General features: G+C 60.9%; 17 protein-coding genes and 1 other RNA gene. 11 read left to right on the top strand and 7 right to left on the bottom strand.

Annotation, left to right across the window (positions count from 1 at the left end):
* The first annotated feature begins 66 nt into the window (after nucleotides 1-66).
* Complete coding sequence (locus CHY22_RS06710; protein ID WP_233502839.1) at nucleotides 67-2,082, top strand: heavy metal translocating P-type ATPase; 2,016 nt, start codon at nucleotides 67-69, stop codon at nucleotides 2,080-2,082.
* A 74-nt stretch (nucleotides 2,083-2,156) separates the two neighbouring features.
* A complete protein-coding gene (locus tag CHY22_RS06705; RefSeq protein WP_158551182.1) occupies nucleotides 2,157-2,645 on the top strand; it encodes a PIN domain-containing protein in 489 nt (162 codons plus the stop codon).
* 58 nt (nucleotides 2,646-2,703) lie between these two features.
* Here CHY22_RS06705 and CHY22_RS06700 read toward each other — a convergent pair whose 3' ends face one another.
* Nucleotides 2,704-3,138, bottom strand: a complete 435-nt coding sequence (locus CHY22_RS06700) for a hypothetical protein (RefSeq protein WP_089573175.1) — start codon at nucleotides 3,136-3,138, stop codon at nucleotides 2,704-2,706.
* 239 nt (nucleotides 3,139-3,377) lie between these two features.
* Here CHY22_RS06700 and ssrA point away from each other — a divergent pair.
* The 8 genes from ssrA (at nucleotide 3,378) to CHY22_RS06660 (ending at nucleotide 12,743) form a co-directional block, all read left to right on the top strand.
* Nucleotides 3,378-3,741: a transfer-messenger RNA gene (ssrA, locus tag CHY22_RS06695) on the top strand.
* 608 nt (nucleotides 3,742-4,349) lie between these two features.
* Complete coding sequence (locus CHY22_RS06690; RefSeq protein ID WP_089573174.1) at nucleotides 4,350-5,228, top strand: patatin family protein; 879 nt, start codon at nucleotides 4,350-4,352, stop codon at nucleotides 5,226-5,228.
* Nucleotides 5,229-5,422: 194 nt separating this feature from the next.
* A complete protein-coding gene (gene rplM / locus CHY22_RS06685) occupies nucleotides 5,423-5,866 on the top strand; it encodes a 50S ribosomal protein L13 (RefSeq protein WP_022094635.1) in 444 nt (147 codons plus the stop codon).
* A gap of 2 nt (nucleotides 5,867-5,868) precedes the next feature.
* Complete coding sequence (gene rpsI, locus CHY22_RS06680) at nucleotides 5,869-6,264, top strand: 30S ribosomal protein S9 (RefSeq protein WP_022094634.1); 396 nt, start codon at nucleotides 5,869-5,871, stop codon at nucleotides 6,262-6,264.
* 123 nt (nucleotides 6,265-6,387) lie between these two features.
* Nucleotides 6,388-7,725, top strand: coding sequence for a phosphoglucosamine mutase (glmM, locus tag CHY22_RS06675; RefSeq protein ID WP_089573173.1), 1,338 nt, complete (start codon nucleotides 6,388-6,390; stop codon nucleotides 7,723-7,725).
* A 101-nt stretch (nucleotides 7,726-7,826) separates the two neighbouring features.
* Nucleotides 7,827-8,294, top strand: coding sequence for a PTS glucose transporter subunit IIA (locus CHY22_RS06670; RefSeq protein WP_306421699.1), 468 nt, complete (start codon nucleotides 7,827-7,829; stop codon nucleotides 8,292-8,294).
* Between the two features lie 272 nt (nucleotides 8,295-8,566).
* Nucleotides 8,567-9,295: a glucosamine-6-phosphate deaminase gene (nagB, locus tag CHY22_RS06665; RefSeq protein ID WP_055251013.1), complete on the top strand. Its 729-nt coding sequence runs from the start codon at nucleotides 8,567-8,569 to the stop codon at nucleotides 9,293-9,295.
* A 448-nt stretch (nucleotides 9,296-9,743) separates the two neighbouring features.
* On the top strand, nucleotides 9,744-12,743 hold the full coding sequence (locus tag CHY22_RS06660; protein ID WP_089573172.1) for a BTAD domain-containing putative transcriptional regulator: 3,000 nt from the start codon (nucleotides 9,744-9,746) through the stop codon (nucleotides 12,741-12,743).
* A gap of 69 nt (nucleotides 12,744-12,812) precedes the next feature.
* Here CHY22_RS06660 and CHY22_RS06655 read toward each other — a convergent pair whose 3' ends face one another.
* From CHY22_RS06655 to CHY22_RS06630, 6 genes are all read right to left on the bottom strand, one after another.
* The gene (locus CHY22_RS06655) at nucleotides 12,813-13,112 is read right to left on the bottom strand and encodes a YhbY family RNA-binding protein (RefSeq protein WP_006234690.1); all 300 of its coding nucleotides are present in this window, start codon (nucleotides 13,110-13,112) and stop codon (nucleotides 12,813-12,815) included.
* Nucleotides 13,113-13,270: 158 nt separating this feature from the next.
* On the bottom strand, nucleotides 13,271-14,158 hold the full coding sequence (locus tag CHY22_RS06650) for a methyltransferase domain-containing protein (RefSeq protein ID WP_117633795.1): 888 nt from the start codon (nucleotides 14,156-14,158) through the stop codon (nucleotides 13,271-13,273).
* Nucleotides 14,159-14,474: 316 nt separating this feature from the next.
* Nucleotides 14,475-15,839 (bottom strand): PFL family protein, encoded by a 1,365-nt coding sequence (locus CHY22_RS06645; protein ID WP_035136908.1) that lies wholly within the window; start codon nucleotides 15,837-15,839, stop codon nucleotides 14,475-14,477.
* Nucleotides 15,840-15,947: 108 nt separating this feature from the next.
* A complete protein-coding gene (locus tag CHY22_RS06640; RefSeq protein WP_199408760.1) occupies nucleotides 15,948-18,506 on the bottom strand; it encodes a homocysteine S-methyltransferase family protein in 2,559 nt (852 codons plus the stop codon).
* A 9-nt stretch (nucleotides 18,507-18,515) separates the two neighbouring features.
* Nucleotides 18,516-19,304 (bottom strand): hypothetical protein, encoded by a 789-nt coding sequence (locus CHY22_RS06635; RefSeq protein ID WP_089573171.1) that lies wholly within the window; start codon nucleotides 19,302-19,304, stop codon nucleotides 18,516-18,518.
* Nucleotides 19,304-20,176 carry a methylenetetrahydrofolate reductase gene (locus tag CHY22_RS06630; protein ID WP_089573170.1) on the bottom strand — a complete coding sequence of 291 codons (873 nt, stop codon included), beginning with the start codon at nucleotides 20,174-20,176 and terminating at the stop codon, nucleotides 19,304-19,306. Before CHY22_RS06630 ends, CHY22_RS06635 begins: the two co-directional genes overlap by 1 nt.
* 428 nt (nucleotides 20,177-20,604) lie before the next feature.
* On the opposite strand from CHY22_RS06630, the gene CHY22_RS06625 reads away from it, so the two are divergent.
* Nucleotides 20,605-22,692 (top strand): glutamine synthetase III, encoded by a 2,088-nt coding sequence (locus tag CHY22_RS06625; RefSeq protein ID WP_089573169.1) that lies wholly within the window; start codon nucleotides 20,605-20,607, stop codon nucleotides 22,690-22,692.
* The last annotated feature ends 118 nt before the right edge of the window (nucleotides 22,693-22,810 follow it).

The raw sequence follows: 22,810 nt of genomic DNA, 5'->3' as shown, positions 1-22,810 counted from the left end.
CAAACTATGAGATTCTCGATTATTAGCGAGATCCCCGGCAGGACCCGTCTTCAATTGGCGGGTCCTGTGCCAGAGAGCGATCTCGATGCACTTCTTAAGCTCAGCGGCGATATCGACGGCGTGCACAAGGTGCGCGTATATGGCCGTATCGGCCAGATGGCACTCGAATATGACGAGCGGTGTCGTGCGGGCGTGCTCGACGCCTTGGGCGCACTCGATGCCCAGGCCATTGCCGACGCAAAGACGGGTTACGTGATGCAGCTTGAGCCACGCAAGCACAAGCTCGTCATGGATCTTGCCACACTTATCGGCGCCCACTACGCGCGCCGCTGGTTCTTGCCGACGCCTCTGCGTGCGGTGTTTGTCGTGGTCGGTTACATGGCCTTTTTGCGTGCCGCCCTCCACGAGCTCGCGCAGCCGCGCCTGACCGTTCCCGTGCTCGACGCTTCGGCCATCGGCATTTCGTTCGTCAAACGTGATGTCGACACCGCTGGCCAGACGATGTTCCTGCTCAACGTGGGCGAGCTGCTCGAGGACTACACGCGCGCCATGAGCGAAAACGAGCTCATCAACTCGCTGCTCGATGTGCCCGACAAGGCGCAAAAGGTCGTCGGCGACACCGAGGTAAGCGTTGCCGCGACCGAGCTTGAGCCCGGCGATCTGGTCGTCGTGCGCACTGGCATGTCCATTTGCATCGACGGTGTTGTCGAGCAGGGGAGTGCTATGGTCAACCAGGCGACCCTGACCGGCGAGCCGCTGGCCGTCGAGCGCAGCGCAGGGGACGACGTGTTCGCCGGCACCGTCGTGGAAGACGGCAGCATCTTGGTTCGCGTGCGCGCCAACACGGCTCAGACCAAGCTTCGCTCGATCGTCTCGCTCGTGCAGACGGCCGACTCGCTCAAGTCCGAGGGCCAGTCGCACATGGAAGACCTCGCTAACAAGATCGTCCCGTGGAACTTCCTGCTCGCGGGCCTGGTCGCGCTTACCACCCGCAGCCTCATCAAGACCTCAGCGGCGCTGATGGTCGACTACTCGTGCGCACTCAAGCTCACGGGTTCCGTCGCCGTCATGACCGCTATGAGCGATGCTGCCAAGATGGGCGTCATGGTCAAGGGCGCAAAATACTTTGAGTCGTTTGCCAAGGCCGACACCATTGTGTTTGATAAGACTGGCACGCTCACCGAGGCGCAGCCGCGCCTGGCTTGCGTGCTGACGACCGACGGCTGGAGCGAGGACGAGGTCCTGCGCCTTTCTGCCTGCCTGGAGGAGCATTTCCCGCATCCGGTGGCGCGTGCCGTGGTCAACGCCGCCCGCGAGCGCGGGCTCGAGCACCGCGAGCGCCATGCTGCGGTCGAGTACATCGTGGCGCATGGTATTGCTTCGTCCATCGAAGGGCGTCGCGCGATTATCGGCTCGGCACACTTTGTGTTTGAGGACGAGAGCGCGCAGCTCGATTCCGACATTAAGGAGCGCATTGAGTCCCAGATGCAGGGCCTGTCGCCGCTGTATCTGGCGGTCGATGGAAAGGTCGTCGGCGTGCTCGGCATCGAGGATCCGCTCAAGGTCGGGGTCCGTGAGGCCATCGCCGACCTGCACGCGTTGGGCGTTAAGCATGTCGTTATGCTCACGGGCGACTCGGAGCGCACGGCCGAGCGCATTGCTCGCGAGGCGGGGGTCGACGAGTTTAAGGCCGAGCTGCTGCCCGAGGACAAGTACGCGTATGTGGAGCGCATTAAGGGCGAGGGGCGCCACGTTGCCATGGTGGGCGACGGTGTCAACGATTCGCCGGCGCTCGGTTTGGCCGACGTGGGCTTGGCGATGGGTGGCGGAAGCGACATCGCCAAGGAGGTTGCCGACATCATCCTGACCGATACGGATCTTGCCGCGATCGTGCGCCTGCGCCGCATGAGTCAGGGCCTCGTTGATCGTCTGACGAGCTCCTACTCTAAGGTGATGCTCACCAACTCAGCGCTCCTGGCGCTGGGCATTACCGGCGCGATTACCCCGCAAGCGTCGTCGCTGCTGCACAACGGCTCGACGATTGCCTACAGCCTGGGCAACGCAAAGGCGTACCTGCGTTAGCAGACGTGTTCGCCCACGTTATCTGGCCTGCGCCCAGACGGCATCGGTGTCGTCCGGGCGCAGGTCTTTTGCATTTGGATGCCAACGTATGGGTTGATTCGTTTTGCGTCGACCATGCCGAGTCGCTTGCCGCGCGTGCGTTTATTGGGCAGGCGACGGAGGCGGGGGCATTGCTGTTCTTTCCGGTGCACATCGCCAAGGACGTACTGTATGTTGTACAGCACGAACTGAAGCGCAGCGTTCTTGCCAGCGGGGGAGCGCTCGGCGAGGCTTCTGCCCGCGCGATTGGCGATGCGGCGCTGGCGTTTGTTCGGAACATGACCGAAAACGCCACGGCCGTGGGTGCAGATGCGTCGGACCTTTGGCTGGCCGACAAATACTTAGCGCTCCATCGCGATTACGAGGACAACTTGGTACTCGCCGCATGCAAACGCGCCCAGGTCGATTACTTGGTGACCAACGATCGAAAACTGCTCGAACATGCCGATCTTGCAGCAAAGACACCTCGTCAAATGATGCCGATTCTTGCCTTGGCCGAATGCGGCGGCGCGGCAATCGGTTGACGCGAACTGTTTGCGGGCCTCTTGGACGACGATGCGCCAAGGGGCCCGCGTCTGCTATTTACAAAAGCTCGGCCTTGATGGCGGGACTTTCTGCGAGCTGCTCGGCTGCCTTTTCGTCGGAGCTGTCGAGTGCTGCCAGACTGCGGTAGACCCACTCGTTGACCTGGGTGTTCTTGACGCCTGCGGTCTGCATAAGGGTGCCTACCTCGCGGATTGCTGCGAACAGATCGGCCTTGGGACCCGCGAGCTCGACCTCGATACCGTGGTAGGCGGCCACGCCGCGGTTCTCACTCACGTGGTCGATAAAGCCCTCGACGGTCTCAAGCTGCTGGGCGAGAGCTGCATCATCGTCAACGTCCAGCGCGACGAGTGCGTTCGATACCGTGAGGGCGGGATGTCCGCAGGGGACAAAGCCCTCGATGACATCCATAGCTTCGGTAATGGTTGAGCCCAGGCCTGCGAGGGCATCGACGAGTTGCTGCTTGGTATCCATAACGGTCCTTTCGACGGGTCAATTTTGCTTGGCGAAAATATACGTGACGCGATCGGTAACAAAAGTGCGAAGTGCGGCGCACATTGGGGTCTTCACAGCTCGTGCATAGAACAGCTGTCCGCTTTCAGAACGTGGTAAGATAACACTCCACAAGCGGGGCTCGCCCCGTATGTTCCTTGAAAAGTCGACGGTTATCGGGTGTTTGCAGGCCCGATACCATCCAGACTTTCCCGACATTCGGGGGCGACTGGTTTCGACACGATAGCTCTGAGAGAGGAAGCAAGCCGAGGTCTCCTCGCCTCGTTAAACAGGGGTACCGTCAAATTGAATTGACAACAACTCTTCTTTTGAGCCTATGGCTCTCGCTGCTTAATTTATAGCGGCGCGTCAACCCGGTGATTTCCCCGACACCGGCGCGACGTCATCTTAGGGGAATGCTCCTGCGCACGTAATCGGTATGGCGCGGGCTAAGACCGAACCGGTTAGGACGTCGCGAGCGTGTCGCTGCGCGCAAGGCGTCCGAGACTAAACCAGCGACTGAGCTTGGAGATGCCAATCAGGGGGCTTTCGTGGACCGGAGTTCGATTCTCCGCGCCTCCACCATAAGTAACAGGCAGGTAGATATTCGTATCTACCTGTCTTTTTATTTCTAGTCCGTACCGCGGAGAATCGAACTCTGTGCAGGGCGCGGGCGTTAAGCAAACGCGAAGCGTTTGTAGCCCGCGGGCGAGGGCGGCGGCAGCCGGCCGAAGCCGGTGCAGCAAATACGCGGATTCTTCGCGCAAAGCTTCAGCCCAATATAGATGCGATGTTTATCGAATTTCAGCTGGCCTCGCCCAGCATCAACGGATCCCCCGTACCGCGGAGAATCGAACTCTATGCAGGGCGCGGGCGTAAAGAAAACGCCTCAGTGACGCAGAGTGGGACGCGTTTTCCCAATGACTGCCCAGGCGGAAACCGCATCCCGGAATCTAAGCTCGGAATGGGATACATTTTCCGGATGACGCCTCAAGTGGAAGCTGCGACCCGGAATCGAGCCGTAGAGTGGGACATGCTTTCCCCATGGCAACCCAGGCGGAAAGCGCATCCCGGAATCGCCCCTCAGAACGGGACGTGCTTTCCGCCAGCCGCCCCCTCAACTCCAAAACCCATGCGCCCTCCATTCCAAAACTGGGTAGAAGAAAGCCAAAACGCAATCGCAGGAGGTCAATATGACTGCAGAAGATAAGGCAAAGAACGCCGGCAAGGTCGCGCTCGTCTTGGAGGGTGGCAGTTTTCGTGGGCAGTTTACCGCCGGCGTGCTCGACGTTCTCATGGAGGCCGGTGTCGAAATTCCGGCGGTGTACGGCGTTTCGGCCGGTGCGCTCAACGGCGTCAACTACAAGTCGCACCAGATCGGTCGCGTCAATCGCATCAACCTGACCTTCTGCAATGACAACCGCTACATGGGTGCCGCATCCTTCGCATCCACGGGCTCCATCGTGGGTTACGACTTTATCTTCAACGATATCCAGGACCGCCTGGATCCCTTTGATAACGAGACGTTCGACGCCAGCCCCATCGAGATGTACGCCGTCGCGACGGACATGCTGTTTGGAACCGCTGCCTACCTGCCGGTCAAAAGCGCCGTGCTCGACCTCGATGCTGTGCGTGCCTCGACGTCGCTGCCGCTGGTGACGCCGCCGGTCGAGATCGACGGGCACAAATACGTCGACGGCGGCGTGGCCGATTCGGTTCCTATCGAGCATGTGCTCGAGGAGGCGGGCTTCGACCGTGCGGTCGTCATCGTCACCCAGGACCGCTCGTACGAGAAAAAGCCCTACGAGTTTATGCCTGCCGCGCGCGCCCGCTATGCCGACTACCCCTACCTGCTCGAGGCTATCGAGACGCGCCACGACCGCTATAACCTCCAGCGCATGCACCTGTGGAAGTATGAGCGCGAGGGCCGCGCGCTGGTCATCGCTCCGCAAAAGCCGGTCGAGGTCGGCCATGTCGAGCACGATCCGGCAAAGCTTTTGGACCTGTATATCCAGGGCCGTCAGGAGGCAAAGCGCCTGCTCGCGGAAATCCAAGAGTTCGTTGAGCGCTAGCGACGGCGAACCCTCAAAAAATGACAACAGCTAAAGAGTTGGAAAAATCACGGCTCGTGGATGACATGTGCAGAAACTCTGGTCGGAGCCAAAATACCTGTTGACTCGTACGGCGAGCGGGGTAATATGGACGGGTTACTTGCAGAGCCCCGTGAATCTCTGTAACAACACGTACTGTACATGGAGGAGTCTAAGTGATTTCGAAATCGACTCACTACGCCAAGCAGGGCGAGGTCCAGCGCAACTGGGTTCTCGTCGACGCCGATGGTGCTGTCCTGGGCCGTCTTGCCACCCAGATCGCAATGATCCTGCGCGGTAAGAACAAGCCCCAGTTCACGCCCAACAGCGACTGCGGCGACTTCGTTGTCGTCATCAACGCCGATAAGGTCCAGCTTACCGGTAACAAGGCCGACACGAAGACCTATTATCGCCACAGCGGCTACAACGGCGGCCTCAAGGCTGAGAGCTTCCGCCAGGCTATGGAGAAGCACCCGGAGAAGGTCATCGAGCGCGCCGTTCGCGGTATGCTGCCCAAGACCACCCTCGGCCGTGCCCAGATGACCAAGCTTAAGGTCTACGCTGGTGCCGAGCATCCGCATGCTGCCCAGAACCCCACGAAGATTGAGCTGGAGGCTTAAAGATGGCTGAGAACACCGTTGTCTACCAGGGTACCGGCCGTCGTAAGAACGCCGTCGCCCGCGTCCGTCTCGTCCCCGGCACCGGCAAGGTGACCATCAACAAGCGTGACGCCGAGCAGTATTTCGGCCGTCATCAGCTCGTTGAGAACGCCCTTGCTCCCTTCAAGGTGACCGACACCGCCGGTCAGTTCGACGTTATCGCTCTGTGCGATGGCGGCGGCATCTCCGGTCAGTCCGGCGCTCTGCGCCTGGGCATCGCTCGCGCTCTTCTGAACGCTGGCGACTACCGTGCTGACCTCAAGAAGGCCGGTTTCCTTACGCGCGATGCTCGCGTGGTCGAGCGCAAGAAGTACGGCCTCAAGAAGGCCCGCCGCGCTCCCCAGTTCTCCAAGCGCTAAGGTTTTATCTCCTTACGAGATACAATGTACAAGCGGGGCCTGCCGATTCCTCGGCGGGTCCCGCTTTTCTTTTTCGACTAGGGTGGGCGGTTGCATATCGCCTGCTAGGGAAGGAGCGATCCTATGCCCCAGAACATCTTCGGTACCGACGGCGTCCGTGGCGTCGCCAATGCCGACCTCTCGTGCGACCTCGCGTTTCGCCTGGGCCGCGCGGCGACCAAGTTCCTTGGTCCGGATATCTGCGTCGGCCGCGACACGCGTCTTTCGGGCACCATGCTCGAGAGCGCTCTGACCGCCGGCATTATGGCCGAGGGCGGCCGTCCGCACTGCTGCGGCGTTATCCCTACGCCGGCCGTGGCGCTGCTCACCGTCCAAAATGAGCTCGACGGTGGCATCGTCATCTCCGCTTCGCACAATCCGCCGGAGTTCAACGGCATCAAGTTCTTTAGCCGCAAGGGCATGAAGCTTCCCGATGCTGTCGAGGAAGAGATCAGCGCCTGGGTCATGTCCGAGGAGGCCATGGCTGCCGACACGCTGCCGACCGGCGCCGGTGTGGGTCACATCATCAAGATGAAAGACGCCCGCAAGGCCTATGTCGATCATGCCATCAGCACGCTCGACGGCCTTAAGCTCGATGGCCTGGTTGTTGCCGTCGACTGCGGCCACGGTGCTTCCTGCCAGACCACGCCCGCTGCGCTGCAGCGCCTGGGCGCCACGGTCCATGCCATCAACACCGATTACTGCGGCACCGACATTAACGTTGAGTGCGGCTCCACTCACCTTGAGCCCCTGCGCGAGCTCGTGCTGCGCACCCACGCCGATATCGGCTTGGCCCACGACGGCGACGCCGATCGCGTGCTGTTCGTGGACAGCGAGGGCAATGAGATCGACGGTGACTACATCCTGGCTATCTGCGGTTCCGACCTGGCCGCTCGCGGCAAGCTCGCCAACTCCGAGATCGTCTCGACCGTCATGTGCAACCTGGGCTTCTCCATCGCTATGAAGGAGCAGGGCTTCGAAATGGTTCAGACCGCCGTGGGCGATCGCTACGTTCTGGAGCGTATGCTCGCGGATGGCGCCGTCATCGGCGGCGAACAGTCCGGCCACATCATCTTCCTGGAGCACAACACCACCGGTGACGGCCTGGTGACGGCTCTTCAGCTGCTGGCCGTGCTCAAGCGCACCGGTCGTACCCTCACCGATCTTGCCGGCATCATGAAGAAGTACCCGCAGGTACTCGTCAACGTGCATTCCGACAACAAGGCTGGTCTGGACGATTGCCAGCCCATCTGGGATGCTGTCGCTGCTGCCGAGAAGGAACTTGACGGCCGCGGTCGCATTCTGGTGCGTCCGAGCGGTACCGAGCCGCTGGTCCGCGTTATGGCCGAGGCCGAGACGCACGAGCTGACCCAGCGCGTTGTTGACGACATCGTCGAGGTTGTCAAGCGCGAACTTCCCTAATGGTCAAAAACGAGTGCCAAGTGGTAAACTGTTAAGGCTATTTTGGTCGATTGGTATGTCCGAGGGGGAGCATGTTCACTAAAGTCCTAAGGTCTTTTGGTATGCGTGGTCGAGTCCTTACGCTGGATGCTCCCATCTCGGGCGACGTCATTCCGCTTTCCGAGGTAAACGACCAGACATTTGCCACCGGCCTTTTGGGCCAGGGCGTGGCGATTCAGCCTACCGGCACGCGTGTGATTGCACCGGCTGATGCCAAGGTCGAGGCCATTTTTCCCACGGGACACGCTGTTGCGCTTAACACGGTCGATGGCTTGGACGTGCTCATCCACGTTGGTTTGGACACTGTTCAGCTTGAGGGCAAGCACTTTACCGTACATGCGCAAGTGGGCGACATCGTCCATAAGGGCGATGTGCTCATTGAGTTCGATCGCGAGGCAATTGCTGCCGAGGGCTACGATGTGACGGTTCCCATCTTGGTGTGCAACTCTGTTGAGTTCTCGAGCATCAAGGGCTCCGTTGGCGTGCATGTCGAAGAGATGGACCAGCTCATCGTTGCTCGCGAGCGCTAGCAAGTGCACGTGGCCATTAGCCTACAATTCAAACACGTTTACGGAGGGCGCCCTTGAAAGAGGACGCCCTCCGTGGCAAGATGGGATTTGTCCGAAGCTAAAAGGCTTCGGGTCACCGTGGACGGGCAGGGGCCTCGACGCGGCTAGACACGAGACACATACATTACGCGACCTCGCCCTGGTGGCCGCACACGTTGGTTGCGGCCGACGCGGGCCGCGGGCAAGTGCTTGTAAGGGGAGCCTTGCCTCTCTTGTACGAGAAAGGACGCGTAATGAAGATCATTAAAGCTAAAGACTACGAGGATATGAGCCGCAAGGCCGCCAATATCATCTCGGCGCAGGTTATCCTCAAGCCCGACTGTGTGCTGGGCCTTGCCACCGGCTCCACCCCGATCGGTGCCTACAAGCAGCTCGCTGCTTGGTACGAGAAGGGCGACGTCGACTTTGCCGAGGTCAGCACATACAACCTGGACGAGTATCGCGGCCTTTCGCACGACGATCCCCAGAGCTATCACTACTTTATGCGTGAGAACTTCTTCGATCACATCAACATCGACCTGAACAACACGCATGTGCCCGACGGTTCCAACCCCGACGCCGCCGCTGCCTGCTCTGAGTACGACAAGATCGTCGCCGCCGCCGGTTACCCGGATCTGCAGCTGCTCGGCATTGGCAACAACGGCCACATCGGCTTCAACGAGCCCGATGACCACTTCTCCAAGGGTACGCACTGCGTCGACCTCACCGAGAGCACCATTCAGGCCAACAGCCGCCTGTTCGACAGCATCGACGACGTTCCCCGTCAGGCCTACACCATGGGCACCCAGACCATCATGTATGCCCGCATGATCCTGGTCGTCGCCAACGGCGAGGCCAAGGCTCAGGCCGTGCATGACATGTGCTACGGTCCGGTTACGCCTGCGTGCCCGGCTTCGATCCTGCAGCTGCACACCAACTGCGTTGTCGTTGCCGACGAGGCCGCCCTTTCGCTCTGCGAGTAGCGCGAATCCTGCACCTCGACATAGCCTTGCCTAAGGCCTCCGCTTTGCGGGGGCCTTTTTGCTATCCCTTTCCGCCCGCTTGACCAAAATCTTGCCGCAAGCTTGACGAATGCCGGATGTCAAACAGCTTGATTCATTCCATACCAGATTCTATGCAAAAATGCCACTAAAAGGTCGTAGACGGTAGCGGGTGCTAGGCGAGTTGAATGACATGGCTGAACCTTGTTCATTTGCGTTACACTGCCGCTTGGATGGAACAAGCTGACAAGCTCATTTACCTGCTTAAAGACCGATTAGTCGGGGGATTAATAACAATCGGCCCTCGCTGTACAAAAACTTGCCGCTTGCGTACCAAAAGACAACCTAGAACACAAGGTCGCTCTATTCATAGCGCGGCTTGTATGGTCTTGCGGTTACAGTGTCCATACGGTCGAGTTGAGGAGCGGGCATGGTAAACGATTTGAGCAGTATAGACGACCTCGAGCTGATGCCGCTGGGCGGAGGCTATATGGTGCGACGCGAACGCTTGATGAATGAGCTTCTCGCCAAGGGCCGAAAGGCCGGCATCGTGGTTCTCTATGCGCCCGACGGGTTTGGGAAGACCTCGGTGCTGCTGCAGTACACCCATGAGGTTAAATGCGACCCGACGCGAGGCCCTGTGCGGATTATCGAGGCCGATCGCGCCACTGGGCGCGAGGTGTTTATGCAGCTCGAGGTGGTTACCGAAGAACTCAAAGACAAACCGCACTCCCTTATCGCGATTGATAATGTGCCAAACCTCGATCAGCACGATACCGAAGACCTCATCGACAGGATTCGCGGCCTGCGCGCTATGGGGGTAGGGGTCTTTATCTCCTGCCGTCCTTCAAATCGTCAACTGATTCATGGGCTGGGCGATTCGGTTAAGATCAATGCGCAGATGCTCAAGGTGCATGCCTATGAGTATTCGGCGTGGGCATCGGCGTTTTCGATCAGCACATCGCTCGACTTTTATCAGCTCACGCAGGGCGTGCCCGAGCTCGTTTCGGCATTGCAGACGGGTCTGTATGGCCAAGGCGACGTAGCCGGTCTGCTCGAAAACGAGATTGTCAACGTATATGGCGCGGCACTTGTCGATCTGGCTTCGCTCGACAATAATGCGCTGTTTTGCGTGGCATGTCTCATGATTTTGATGGGCGAGGGCAATATCGCAGAACTCGAGGCTTGCGGGGTGAGGCTGTCGATGGTCGACCAGTCCTACTTTGTACGCGACTACCCGATCTTTGGCTTGGACCCCGCCGAGCGGAGTTTTACGTGTCTGGGCACGGAGGATAACGGACGCTTGCGCTTGCGTAAGTTGGTGGCCGAGGTTCGCCCCGAACTTGTTCCGAGGGCGGCCCGGATTTTGCTTAAGGCGGGTAGATGCGATGCGGCGATGGGCCTGGCGGACGCCTTTTTGGACCGTGATGCGGTCCTTGAACTTGCTGGGCAGTATGGGGTCGATCTGGCTCTGACGGGGCACGGGGCCGATATCTGCCGAGCAGCGCTGGGCACGATCGATGCCGAGGATCCGGCTCCAGAGCCAACGCCTGCCGAGGCGCTTGGCGTATATCTGGCAGCGGTCAGCGTGTCCAATACAAAGCTCGCTCGCTATATGGCATCGGTCATCGAGCGCGGGGGCGAACGGGCGGCCTGCGAAATAGACCCTGTTTCATGGAGGGTGGCCCAGACACTGACGGCTGTTTGCTATGGGGACAACGGGCTTGGGCTTCCTACGAACCTGGCCGTGCCAGAAATCGAGACATCCCATACCGCACTCGATATGTTGTCCGCACATATCGAGGTCAAGCGCTGCCTGACCGAGCGGGGAGATGACGGCGGCGTTCTACAGCAGCTCAAAACGAGCAAGGCCTACGACTGTGAGCTCGACATCGCGGGGATTGTTATACGGGCCGATAGCATGCTGGTGGAGCTTTTTGACGGGTCGTTTGCGGGAACCGACGAGCGCGACGACGAGATGACGGTGGTGCGGGAGGCGCTCGACGTACGTGGGCTTAAGGCGATGGCTATCTGGGTGCGCATGGTGTTGGCGGCACGGCGGCTCCTTTCCGGCCTGCCGGTAACCGACGACGCGGCATTCAACGAGCTCGATCGTTTTGCCGTGCGCATGCGCGACAACCAGATTCAGCTGTTTGGCCTGTTGCTAGAAGGCTGGCAGTCGCTGGCAGAGGGACGGCCGGTTAATGCAAAGTTTCGTGCGGTCCAAGTGCTCAAACTTGCCGAGGAGTCGATTGCGTACATGCGCGATAACGCATTGCTGCTGGAGCGCGCGGCGTATCTGCGTAACACCTCGATGGTTTCGGTGCGCGAGGAAGCGGAGCTACTCGATATAAGCCAGACGCAGGTTGGTGGAGCGGAGGCCTGGATGGTGGCGCTGCATTTGGCCTGTGCGGGCCGAGACAGCGATCTTGCGGCCTGGATGTCCATGAATCGCGCGGGGATTCTAGAGCCATCGTATCGGCTCTTTGCGCGCCTTGCCATGCATTGTCTGGGCGAGCCGGCGACCAGGATTCGCAAGAAGCTTCCCGTGCGCGAGTTATCGCGGTATTCGCTGCGCGACGATCTGGAAGGGGAGGGCGAGCGCCTGTTCCAGGCCGGCGAGGTTGAAGCCGTTGATACCATCGACCATATCGAGATTCGCATGTTTGGTGCGTTTCGCGCCGAGCGCGATGGGTTTCCCATCACGGACAAAATGTGGCGGCGCAAGAAGGCGGCGACACTTGCCGAGCGGCTTGCGCTGGGCATGGACGCGCTCGTCGATCGTGAGACGCTGGCCATGGAGCTGTGGCCCCATGCCGAGTTCAATAGCGCCCGCAACAACCTGTACTCGACGATATCGCGCTTGCGGTCGGCTTTGGGACCGACGCCGGATGGCAAGTCGTGTGTGCTCATCCAAAATGAATGCATCGGACTCAACGGCGACTACGTCAAGACCGATGTACGGCTGTTTGACCAGATAAGCCGCGAGGTTTTGGGAAATCGCACGGGTGCGCGCGGGCCCCATTTAGTTGAGCTGTGCCTTAAGATTGAGCAGCTTTATGCCGGGCCGCTGTATGTTCCCAATGGCTGTAACCCCACCTACTTTTTGCGTATGCGACGCATTATGCAGTCAAAGTACATCGATTGCATGATTAAGGGAGCAAATGCCGCTCTAGAAGAAAACGATCTGCAGTCGGCGATTTGGCTGGCGGAGTCGGGGCTTCGGCAGGAAACGGCGCGCGAGGATATGGTGCGCTGTGCCATGCGCGTCTACAGTGCGGCGGGGCGGCGGCGCGATATCGTCGAGCTGTACAGCGGGCATATGCACCATCTGAGGGAACAGGTCAATGGCGTGCCCGAGCCCGAGACGCGGCATCTATACGAGCGCTTGGTGGAGGGGCGGCTCAATCGCGTGCTGGTCGAGCGATAAAAAACGGGCGCCCGAAGTACTTGGGCACCCGTAAGCTTGCTATGTGTTGGCTCGCCGGATCATTGGCTCTTAGACGAGCTTGATCTTCTCGATGTCCTTGCGCGAGGACTCGCGATACAGCGAGAACTTGCGGCCGATGACCTGGACGACCTCGGCGTGGCAACGCTCAGCGAGCTCTTCGGCGGCCTCGCGGGCGGAAAGACTGGAGCCATCGAGCACGGAGCACTTAACGAGCTCGTGCTTCTCCAGGTAGGCGACCGTCTGCTCGACGGTGCCCTCGTTGACATCGGACTTACCGATGATGATGGCGGGGTTGAGGTGATGGGCCATGCTGCGAAGCTGCTTGACCTGGGCTCCTGTCAGTGCCATGGGTTCTCGCTTTCTATGTATGGGGCGCCCCGCGACGGGGCCTTAATCTACGTGAGCTGTCCCACGATAGCGCAGGAACGGCGCGGTGTGGGGCGCGTTTGCCCAGTTCGCAAAGAATGCGGATGCCGAGGTGATGGGCAGCTCGGGCTGTGAACGGGCTACGAGCGGGATTCAGAGACCGGTTCCCATGCAATAAACGCCCAGCGAACCTTACGGATATGGTCGAGCATATAGCACCCCTGCGGCACGCCCTTGGAGCCCGGCTCACCGGCATGGGGATTCTCGATCATGTGTTGGGCGATGTAGTCGCGCAGACGGTCGACCTTATCCTCGTTGCCATGCTCAAGCATGCGGGAAAAGTCCGCCACGCCTGCCTCAAGGCTATCGAAGGTATCGCGACGAGGCGATTCAAAGTACGTGACCTGCGGCAGGGCACCCATCTGAATGAGAATGTTAAAGGCGTACACAAAGCCATTGCTGCAGGTAACCGAGGCGCCGATGGCGTTCATCAAGTGCAGATCATAGCGCGGGCTGGAGTTGGCGACCATCGTGACAGCACAACGCCGACGAGCCGTTCGATTAAGCTTGGCAAGCGCATCTTTTAGATTGGTCGTCGTAACCGACCGACTGGCAAAGGCAACATCCACCGCTTTCGCGACCGGTCCAACCAAATCCCAATCATCATCCCAAGCAAGCTCAAGCGGTGTAATGCGATCCTCGAGCCCATAGTACTCAATGCCAGCATCAAGCGTGCCCAACATGGCAGGGGAAAAGTCAGCAGCAATCACAGGATGTCCAGCCTGAGCAAGCGGAATAGCAATCGACCCAGCTCCACACCCCATATCGAGCACGGATTCACCAGGCTTTAACGCCAACAGCTTGATAAAGTCCCGAGCATACGGAGCAGTCTCAAGCGGCCGAAAATGCCGAGCCCTTTTGTCCCACTCAAAAGAGTCATCAGCCCGCCGCCGACCAGCTTGCAGACGCATCCACTCCTGATTCCAATCAGCAGAAAGAAGCTCAGAGCGAGCATCCCCATCAATCATGGGCCAACCTCCTAGCAACAAAAAAGCGACTCCTCCCAAAAGAAGAGCCGCAACCAGCATATATCAGAAAGAACCGTTCCAACGCCAAACCGCCATACCAGCAAAGTGGGGCAGAAGCGAAGCGACTGCCAAAGGGATAGAACCCAACCGAGGGCCCGTTGTGCGGGAGCCCCGGGGAGGGCAAATATATAAGGTCGATCGCGAGTTCCGCACGAGCCGGAGAGCACTTAATGTGCTCTCCGTGCGAGTCAGGACTGTCCGAGCAGGCGACCTTATATATTTGCCCTCCCCGGGGCTCCTCGCCAGCACCCCTCAGCTAGTTCTTGAGCGAGTTCAGCGGTGCCGGGAAGCGTCCACCGCGGTGGGCAAGCACGGTGCCGGCGTTGGGGTTCACCGGCATGATGGGCGCACGGCCAAACAGGCCGCCGTACTCGACGCAGTCGCCCACGCCCTTGCCGATAGCAGGAATCACGCGGACGGCCGTGGTCTTGTTGTTGATGACGCCGATGGCCATCTCGTCGGCGATGATGCCGGCGATGGTCTCGACCGGGGTGTCGCCGGGGATGGCGATCATGTCCAGGCCAACGGAGCACACGCAGGTCATGGCCTCGAGCTTCTCGAGCGAAAGCGCGCCGGCCTCGACGGCGGCGATCATGCCGGCGTCCTCGGACACGGGGATAAAGGCGCCGGAAAGACCGCCCACGCTGGAGCTGGCCATGACGCCGCCCTTCTTGACGGCATCGTTGAGCATGGCGAGCGCGCAGGTCGTGCCCGGGCCACCGCAGGTGCCCACGCCGATGATCTCGAGGATGCGCGCGACGGAGTCGCCGATGGCAGGCGTGGGAGCCAGCGACAGGTCGACAATGCCCTTCTCGACACCCAGACGATGGGCGGCCTCGCGGCTCATGAGCTCGCCGGCGCGGGTGATCTTAAAGGCGGTCTGCTTAATCTTTTCGGCGACTTCCATCATCGAGGCGGAATCGGGCAGCGTCTCCAGGGCTGCGGCCATAACGCCGGGGCCCGAGACGCCTACGTTGATGACGGCGTCGGCCTCGCCACCGCCGTGGACGGCGCCCGCCATAAACGGGGAGTCCTCGACCATGTTGGCAAAGCAGACAAACTTGGAAGCGCCGACGGAATCCTGGTCGGCCGTGAGCTTGGCGGCATCGATGATGGTCTGGGCGGCCATGAGCACGGCATCCATGTTGATACCGGCGCGCAGGCTGGCGACGTTGACGCTGGAGCAGACGCGGCTCGTGGTGGCGAGCGCCTGGGGGATGGACTGGATAACGCGGCGGTCGGCATCGCCGATGCCCTTCTGGACGAGCGCGGAGAAGCCGCCCAGGTAATCGATGCCGAGCGTCTCGGCCGCGCGGTCGAGGGCGTGCGCGATGGGGGTGAGGTCCTCATCCTTGCAACACGCGGCGATCTGCGCCACCGGGGTGACGGAAACGCGCTTGTTGACGATGGGGATACCGTACTCGCGCTCGAGGTTCTCGGCGGTCTCGACCAGATGCTCAGCCGTGTGCGTCACGTGGTCGTAGATCTTCGTGCACATGCGGTCGAGGTTCTCGTCACCGCAACCCATGAGCGAAACACCCATGGTGATGGTCCTGATGTCGAGGTTCTGCTCCTCAACCATGCCGCGGGTTTCCGCGATTTCTGCGGGCGTGATCGCCATCCTTGCGCTCCTATCTGCCAAAACGAGCATAGTCTTTTCTATTCTAACGTGCCGCACATGCCAGGTGGCGCATGCGGCACGTTTTGGTGCTCGGTTGTTTCCGTTGTGTTACTGCCCAAAGACCTCTTCGGCGATGCGCGCGCTTTCGGCGGCATCCTTGGCGTAGTAGTCCGCGCCGATCTGCTTGGCGTATTCGGGGGTGAGCACGGCGCCGCCTACGATGATCTTGACGCCCGGCACCTCGGCATGAAGCAGCTTGATGGTCTCCTCCATGGCGACGACCGTGGTGGTCATAAGCGCCGAGAGGCCGACGAGCTTAATGTCGCGCTCCTTGACGGTCTTGAGCACTTCCTGCGGATCGACGTCGCGGCCCAGATCAAAGACGGTATAGCCGTAGTTGTCGAGCAGCATCTTGACGATGTTCTTACCGATATCGTGAATGTCGCCCTTGACGGTGGCCACGCAGATCTTACCCTTGTCGGCGATCTCGCCGGCGGGCATCAGGCGCTTGATGGTGTCGAAGCCCACGCGTGCGGCTTCGGCCGAGGCCATGAGTTGCGGCAAGAAGAACTTGCCCTGGTCAAAGAGGACGCCCACCTCGTCGAGGGCGGGGATAAAGTGGTTGTTGATAAGGTCCATGGCGTCGTGGTCTGCCAGCAGACGCTCGGTCTCGGCAGCGATTTCGCCTTTGCGGCCCGAGACGACCATGCGACGAATCGGGTCGTCGTTGCCGTCGGTGCCGGCGGTGCCGGCAGCGGGCACGGTGTCGGTCGATGCGGCCTGAGCTGCTGCCGGGTTGGCGGCGATCTTATACGGATCGGTCCAGCCGGCATAGCGCTCGATGTATCCGGTCGAGCCCTCGTCCTCAACGCTCAGGACGCGATAGCTGTAGACGGTGTCCATAAAGCGCTTGGAGCCCGGGTTCATGATGGGGGCATCGAGGCCCGCGCCAAAGGCGGCGGCCAAAAAGACCGAGCCCAGCAGCGGGCGGGCAGGCAGACCAAAGCTGATGTTCGACACGCCGAGCGCGCATTTGACGCCCAGGCGCTCCTTGCACAGGGACATGGCGCGCAGGATCTGCTCGGCCTGGCGTTGATTGGTCGAGGCGGTCATGACCAGGCAGTCGATGAGGATACGGTCCGGGCCGATGCCGTAGCGGGCAGCCTCGGCCACGATGCGCTCGGCGATGGCAAAGCGGGCCTCGGCGGTATCGGGGATGCCGCCTTCGTCGAGCGTAAGGCCGACAACGTTGGTGCCGTAGTGGGCGACCAGCGGGAAGATCTCGTCCATGATCTGCTGCTTGCCGTTGACCGAGTTGATGATGGGCTTGCCGGCGTAGCGACGTACGGCGGCCTCGACGGCGGCGGGGTCGGTGGAGTCGATCTGCAGCGGCAGCAGCGTGGAGCCTTGGAGCTGCTCGGTGGCCTGTTGGATAATCTTGACCTCGTCGATCTCGGGCAGGCCCACGTTGACGTCCAGGATGTCGGCGCCCTGCTCCTGCTGGCTGATGCCCTGGCTCACCACGTAGTCCAGGTCGCCGTCGCGCAGGGCCTGCTGCAGGCGCTTTTTGCCGGTGGGGTTGATGCGCTCGCCGATGACGGCGATCTTGTGGCCGTCGCAGGGGAGGTCCACCACGGTCTGGGCGCTTGTGACCGACATGCTGGGCTTGCGGTGGCGCGGACTGGGCGTGTGGTTATCGATAAGCGTGCGCAGCGCTGCCATGTGCGCCGGCGTGGTGCCGCAGCAGCCGCCCACGACGCTTACGCCGTCCTCAATCATACCGGCGACGGCCACGGCGTACTCGGGCGCCTGGATATCAAAGACGGTGTTGCCGTCGTCGTCCACGTGGGGCAGTCCTGCGTTGGCCTGCACCATAACGGGCTTGTCCGTAACGGTGAGCATGCGAGCGGCGAGTCCTCGGAGCTCGGCCGGTCCCTGGCTGCAGTTGATGCCCAAAACGTCGGCGCCGATGGCATCGAGCGTGATGGCGGCAACCTCGGGACTCGTGCCCAGGAAGGTGCGACCGTCTTCCTCAAAGGTCATGGTGGCAAAGACGGGCAGGTCGGAGTTCTCTCGGCAGGCGAGGACGGCCGCCTTGATCTCGGCAAGGTCGGTCATGGTCTCGATAATAAAGAGGTCCACGCCCGCATCGACGCCGGCGCGCACTTCCTCGGCAAAGAGGTCGTAGGCCTCGTCGAAGCTGAGGGTACCCAAGGGGCGCAGCAGCGCGCCGATGGGGCCGATATCGCCGGCGACGTAGTGGGCACCGGCTGCGCGGGCGCAGGCGACAGCGGCGGCAAAGACATCTGCCACGGTGGCGGTACCGTCGAGCTTGTGGGCGTTGGCGCCAAAGGTGTTGGCGGTGATCACGTCGCAGCCGGCCTCGACGTACTGTCGCTGAATGTCGGTAATGACCTGGGGCTCCTCAAAGTTGAGCAGCTCGGGCAGGGCGCCTGCCTTCATACCAGCGGCCTGCAACATGGTGCCCATGCCGCCGTCGAACAGCAAGTGCCCCGTGCCCTCGATGGCCGCACGCAGGCGATCGTCCTTAATGCGCAGATCGTCGATCGTGCGCGTCTTGTACGCGGCGCCGTTGCAGCGCGCGGCATTGACAGGTGCCGCCAGCGCAGCACCGTCCAGATCATGAGTGATAAGCGGAGTAAACATCGAGGGCTCCTAATGGCTGGAATAGCAGGTGGTGTGGGCGGCACGGAAGCGACAGTGCTCGCGCATGCGGCAGATATTGCAGGTGGGGCGGCTCTGGGCGTCGTGGACTTCGCCGTCAAACAGACCAATCACCGCGGTCACGCTCTTGGTGGGCATGAGCAGGCTGGTGGGCGTGACGGTAAGCCCGATGAGCCGCGTGGCGTTGAGCGCATTCACGATCGAGCGCTGGGCCGAGAGCGGGCAGTCGCCATAGCCGGGACTAAAGCGCCAGTTGCCGGCGAGCCCATGAACGGCGGCGTCCGTCTTGACCTGCTGGTCCATTTGCTCAACGGCGGCTTCTACATAGGCAGAGCATGCGGCGTCGAGCACGGCTCCCTCTAGGGGCTGCTGAGCTCCCGTGGTGCGCAGACGACGCTCGGCGTCCATGCCGAGGGTGCATGCCATGAGCGCGGCCATGCGGGCGTCCTTGAGATGTCGATAGATGTCGCGACCGCGCAGCTCAACGTTGGTGCCAACCAGACGGATGCAAGGCTCTCCCTGCTCGTCCACGCCCGTGGCATCGACGGTAAACACGCGCCGCACGCCGCGGGGCTCAATGTCCAGCTCAAGGCGCTCGACCACAAGCTCAATACGTCGTGACAGCTCGGGCTCAATCTGCTGGCCGCCGTAGCCCAGATACCGCAGCATCTCGGCACGGTCGACACGGGGATGGTGCGCAGCATCGACACGGTAAAGCGCCGGCGACGCAAGGTCGGCCGGCACTTCGACAGCGGTTGTATCGATGTGCGGTTTTTCCATTACCCCAGGCGCTCCATAATGGTCGCGGCGATCGCAGGACGATTCATAGTGTACAGGTGCAGACCGGCGGCACCGTGCTCCTTAAGGTCGCAAAGCTGACGGGCGGCATAATCTACACCGGCTGCCTGCAGGCTCTCGGGGTCGTTCTCGTACTTGGCGAGAATCTTGATGACGGGGGAGGGCAGCGACGCGCCGCACATAAAGACCATGCGGCTGATCTGGGACTTGCCCATAAACGGCATGATGCCCGCGGTGATGGGCACCGTGATGCCCGCCTTGTCGGCAAGCTCGCGGAAGCGGTAGAAGCACTCGTTGTCAAAGAAGAGCTGCGTCACAAAGAAGCTCGCGCCGGCGTCCTGTTTTTGCTTGAGGTATTCGACCGAAGCGTTGAGGTCCTCACAGGCAATGTGGCCCTCGGGGTAGGCCGCGGCGCCCACGCAAAAGCCGGCGTCGACGAGCTCGGGGATGAGGTCGCGGGCGTAGGCGTAGTCCGAGGCGGGCTTGTCGTCCTCGGTCGCGCCAGCAGGAAGATCACCGCGCAGGGCCAGCACATTTTCTACGCCGGCGGAGCGGTATTCGTCGATCTTGGCGGCGATGTCGGCATGCGTGCGGCCAACGCAGGTAAGGTGCGCCACCGAGGGCGTGTCGAATTCGCTCGAAATCATATGCGCGATGGGGGCGGTGGTGGCACCGTTGCCCGAGCCGCCGGCCGAGCAGGTGACCGAGACAAAGCTCGGCGAAAGCTTGCACAGATTGCCTGCCACTTCGCGAGCCGTGTCGAGGGTCAGCTCGCCCTTGGGCGGGAACATCTCAAACGAAACGGGTGCGGTGCCCTGGGATGCTGCCTGCTTAAAAACCTCGTCGACGCGCATATCGTGCTCCTTTAGATACTTAAATAGTGTGATGTGTTGTAAGGATTCTACAGCACCACTATGCCACGGTGGAGTTTCACTCACTATTTGGGGGATACCAATCAAAGATGCCTTGCTATCGACATTCCCTATAGCAGAGCGGCCAATCTAGGATGGGGCTATAAAGACTGGTATCTGATGCGAAATACCAGTTAATAGAGCCCCATCCCAAATTGACTATCCTTAAACCATGGGGAGAGGTCTGCAATTTATACAGTTGATTGGCCGTTGAGGGCGGCAACGCCGCCGCGATGCGGTAACCTCATTGATTGGTTTCGTGACAGCAACATAACGGTAATGTTGCGGAAACACGACGAGCCTAATCTATGACTCGTTCGTTAGTAATCAACACCGCTTCTCACGCGGTGCCGATACGAAGGGAGTTCCGTATGGCCGAACTTACTGACCGCTTCGGGACCATGGTGTTCTCTGAGGAAGTCATGAAGGACTACCTCCCCAAGGACATTTGGAAGCGCCTTGCTGCAACCCTCGAGGACGGTGAGCCGCTCGACCTGGATGTGGCCAACGCCGTTGCCCACGCCATGAAGGTCTGGGCCATCTCCAAGGGCGCGACGCACTACGCGCACTGGTTCCAGCCGCTTTCGGGCATCACTTCCGAGAAGCACGACAGCTTCCTCGAGCCTAACCACGACGGCACCGCCATCACCAAGTTTACGGGCAAGAACCTCATCCAGGGCGAGCCGGACGCCTCCAGCTTCCCCAACGGCGGCCTTCGCGCCACCTTCGAGGCCCGTGGCTACACCGCCTGGGATCCCACTAGCCCTGCCTTTATCAAGGACGATGTCCTGTGCATCCCCACGGCTTTCTGCTCCTACACGGGTGAGGCCCTGGACAAGAAGACCCCGCTGCTGCGTTCCATGACCGCGCTCTCGCGTGAGTCCAAGCGCGTTTTGGCGCTGTTCGGCAAGACGCCAAAGAAGGTCGTTCCTTCCGTGGGCGACGAGCAGGAGTACTTCCTGATCAAGAAGGACGCCTACCGCAAGCGCAAGGACCTGGTCATCACCGGCCGCACGCTCTTTGGCGCCGCTCCCTGCAAGGGCCAGGAGCTCGAGGAACACTACTTTGGCGCAATCCGTCCTACCGTCTCGTCCTATATGAAGGACCTGGACAACGAGCTGTGGGCGCTCGGCATTCCCGCCAAGACCAAGCACAACGAGGTTGCTCCCTGCCAGCATGAGCTCGCCCCCGTCTATGGCGAGGTCAACGAGGCCATCGACCAGAACCTGGTCATGATGGAGAAGATGAAGCTTATCGCTTCCCGCCATGACCTGGTCTGCCTGCTGCACGAGAAGCCGTTCGAGGGCATCAATGGTTCGGGCAAGCACAACAACTGGTCGCTTGGCACCGAGTCCGAGAACCTGCTCGATCCGGGCGACACCCCGCTCGACAACCTGCAGTTCATCGTCTTCCTCACCGCGGTGATCGAGGCCGTCGATAACTATCAGGAGCTCCTGCGCGCTTCCGTCGCCTCGGCCGGCAACGATCATCGTCTGGGCGCCAACGAGGCTCCTCCGGCGATTATGTCCATCTTCCTGGGCGACCAGCTCACCGAGGTTGTCGAGAAGATCATCGATGGCAAAGCTTCCGTCCATGCCACGCGCGGCGTGCTCGACTTGGGCGCCGATACCCTGCCCAAACTGATGCAGGACAACACCGACCGCAACCGCACCTCCCCGTTCGCCTTCACCGGCAACAAGTTCGAGTTCCGTGCCTGCGGCTCCGAGCAGAACGTCTCCGACTCCAACCTGGTGCTCGATGCCGCCGTGGCCAAGTCGCTCAAGTCCTTCGCCGACGCACTCGAGGGTACGCCCGAGGATAAGTTCCAGGACGCCGCGCTCGAGTACTGCAAGAAGGTGCTGACCGATCACCAGCGCATCCTGTTCTCCGGCGACGGTTACTCCGACGAGTGGCCCATCGAGGCCGAGAAGCGCGGCCTTGCCAACAACAAGACCACGGCCGACGCTCTTCCCGCCTTTGTTTCCGATAAGGCTATCGCGCTCTTTGAGGAGACGGGCGTCCTGACCAAGGCCGAGGCTCAGTGCCGCTATGACTGCAAGCTCGAGAAGTACAACAAGCTCATGAACATCGAGGCTACCACGATGGTTCGCGAGGCGCGTCGTACCTATCGCCCGGTCATTACCGCCTATGCCACCAAGGTCGCCAAGGGCTTGGAGGCAATCCGTGCCGCCGGTGCCGATGCCGCCATGCAGTGCGAGCAGAACACGCTCAACAAGCTCTGCAACGGTATCACCGCCATCAACGACTCCATCAAGGCGCTCGACGCCGTACATCAGAAGGCCGAGGCTCTCGATGGCCAGGAGCAGGCCAACGTGTACGCGCACGAGGTCGTTCCCGCTATGGATACGCTGCGTGCCGCCGTGGACGCCATGGAGGAGATCGTGGCCGCCGACTACTGGCCGGTTCCGACCTACGACGACATCCTGTTCTACGTGTAGGGCGTAACTGACATATCGTCACGGTATTGAGCCGGGGTCCGCATCGCGCGGGCCCCGGCTATTTGTTCAAGACTTTAGTCTGCTGGCCGCGCAGCGGCCAGCTTTAAACCACCCGCTA

The sequence above is a fragment of the Collinsella sp. TF06-26 genome (assembly GCF_002232035.1).
Lineage (GTDB): Bacteria > Actinomycetota > Coriobacteriia > Coriobacteriales > Coriobacteriaceae > Collinsella.
The sequence above is the reverse complement of the archived record's forward strand: the minus strand, read 5'-3'. Positions and strand labels throughout refer to the sequence as shown.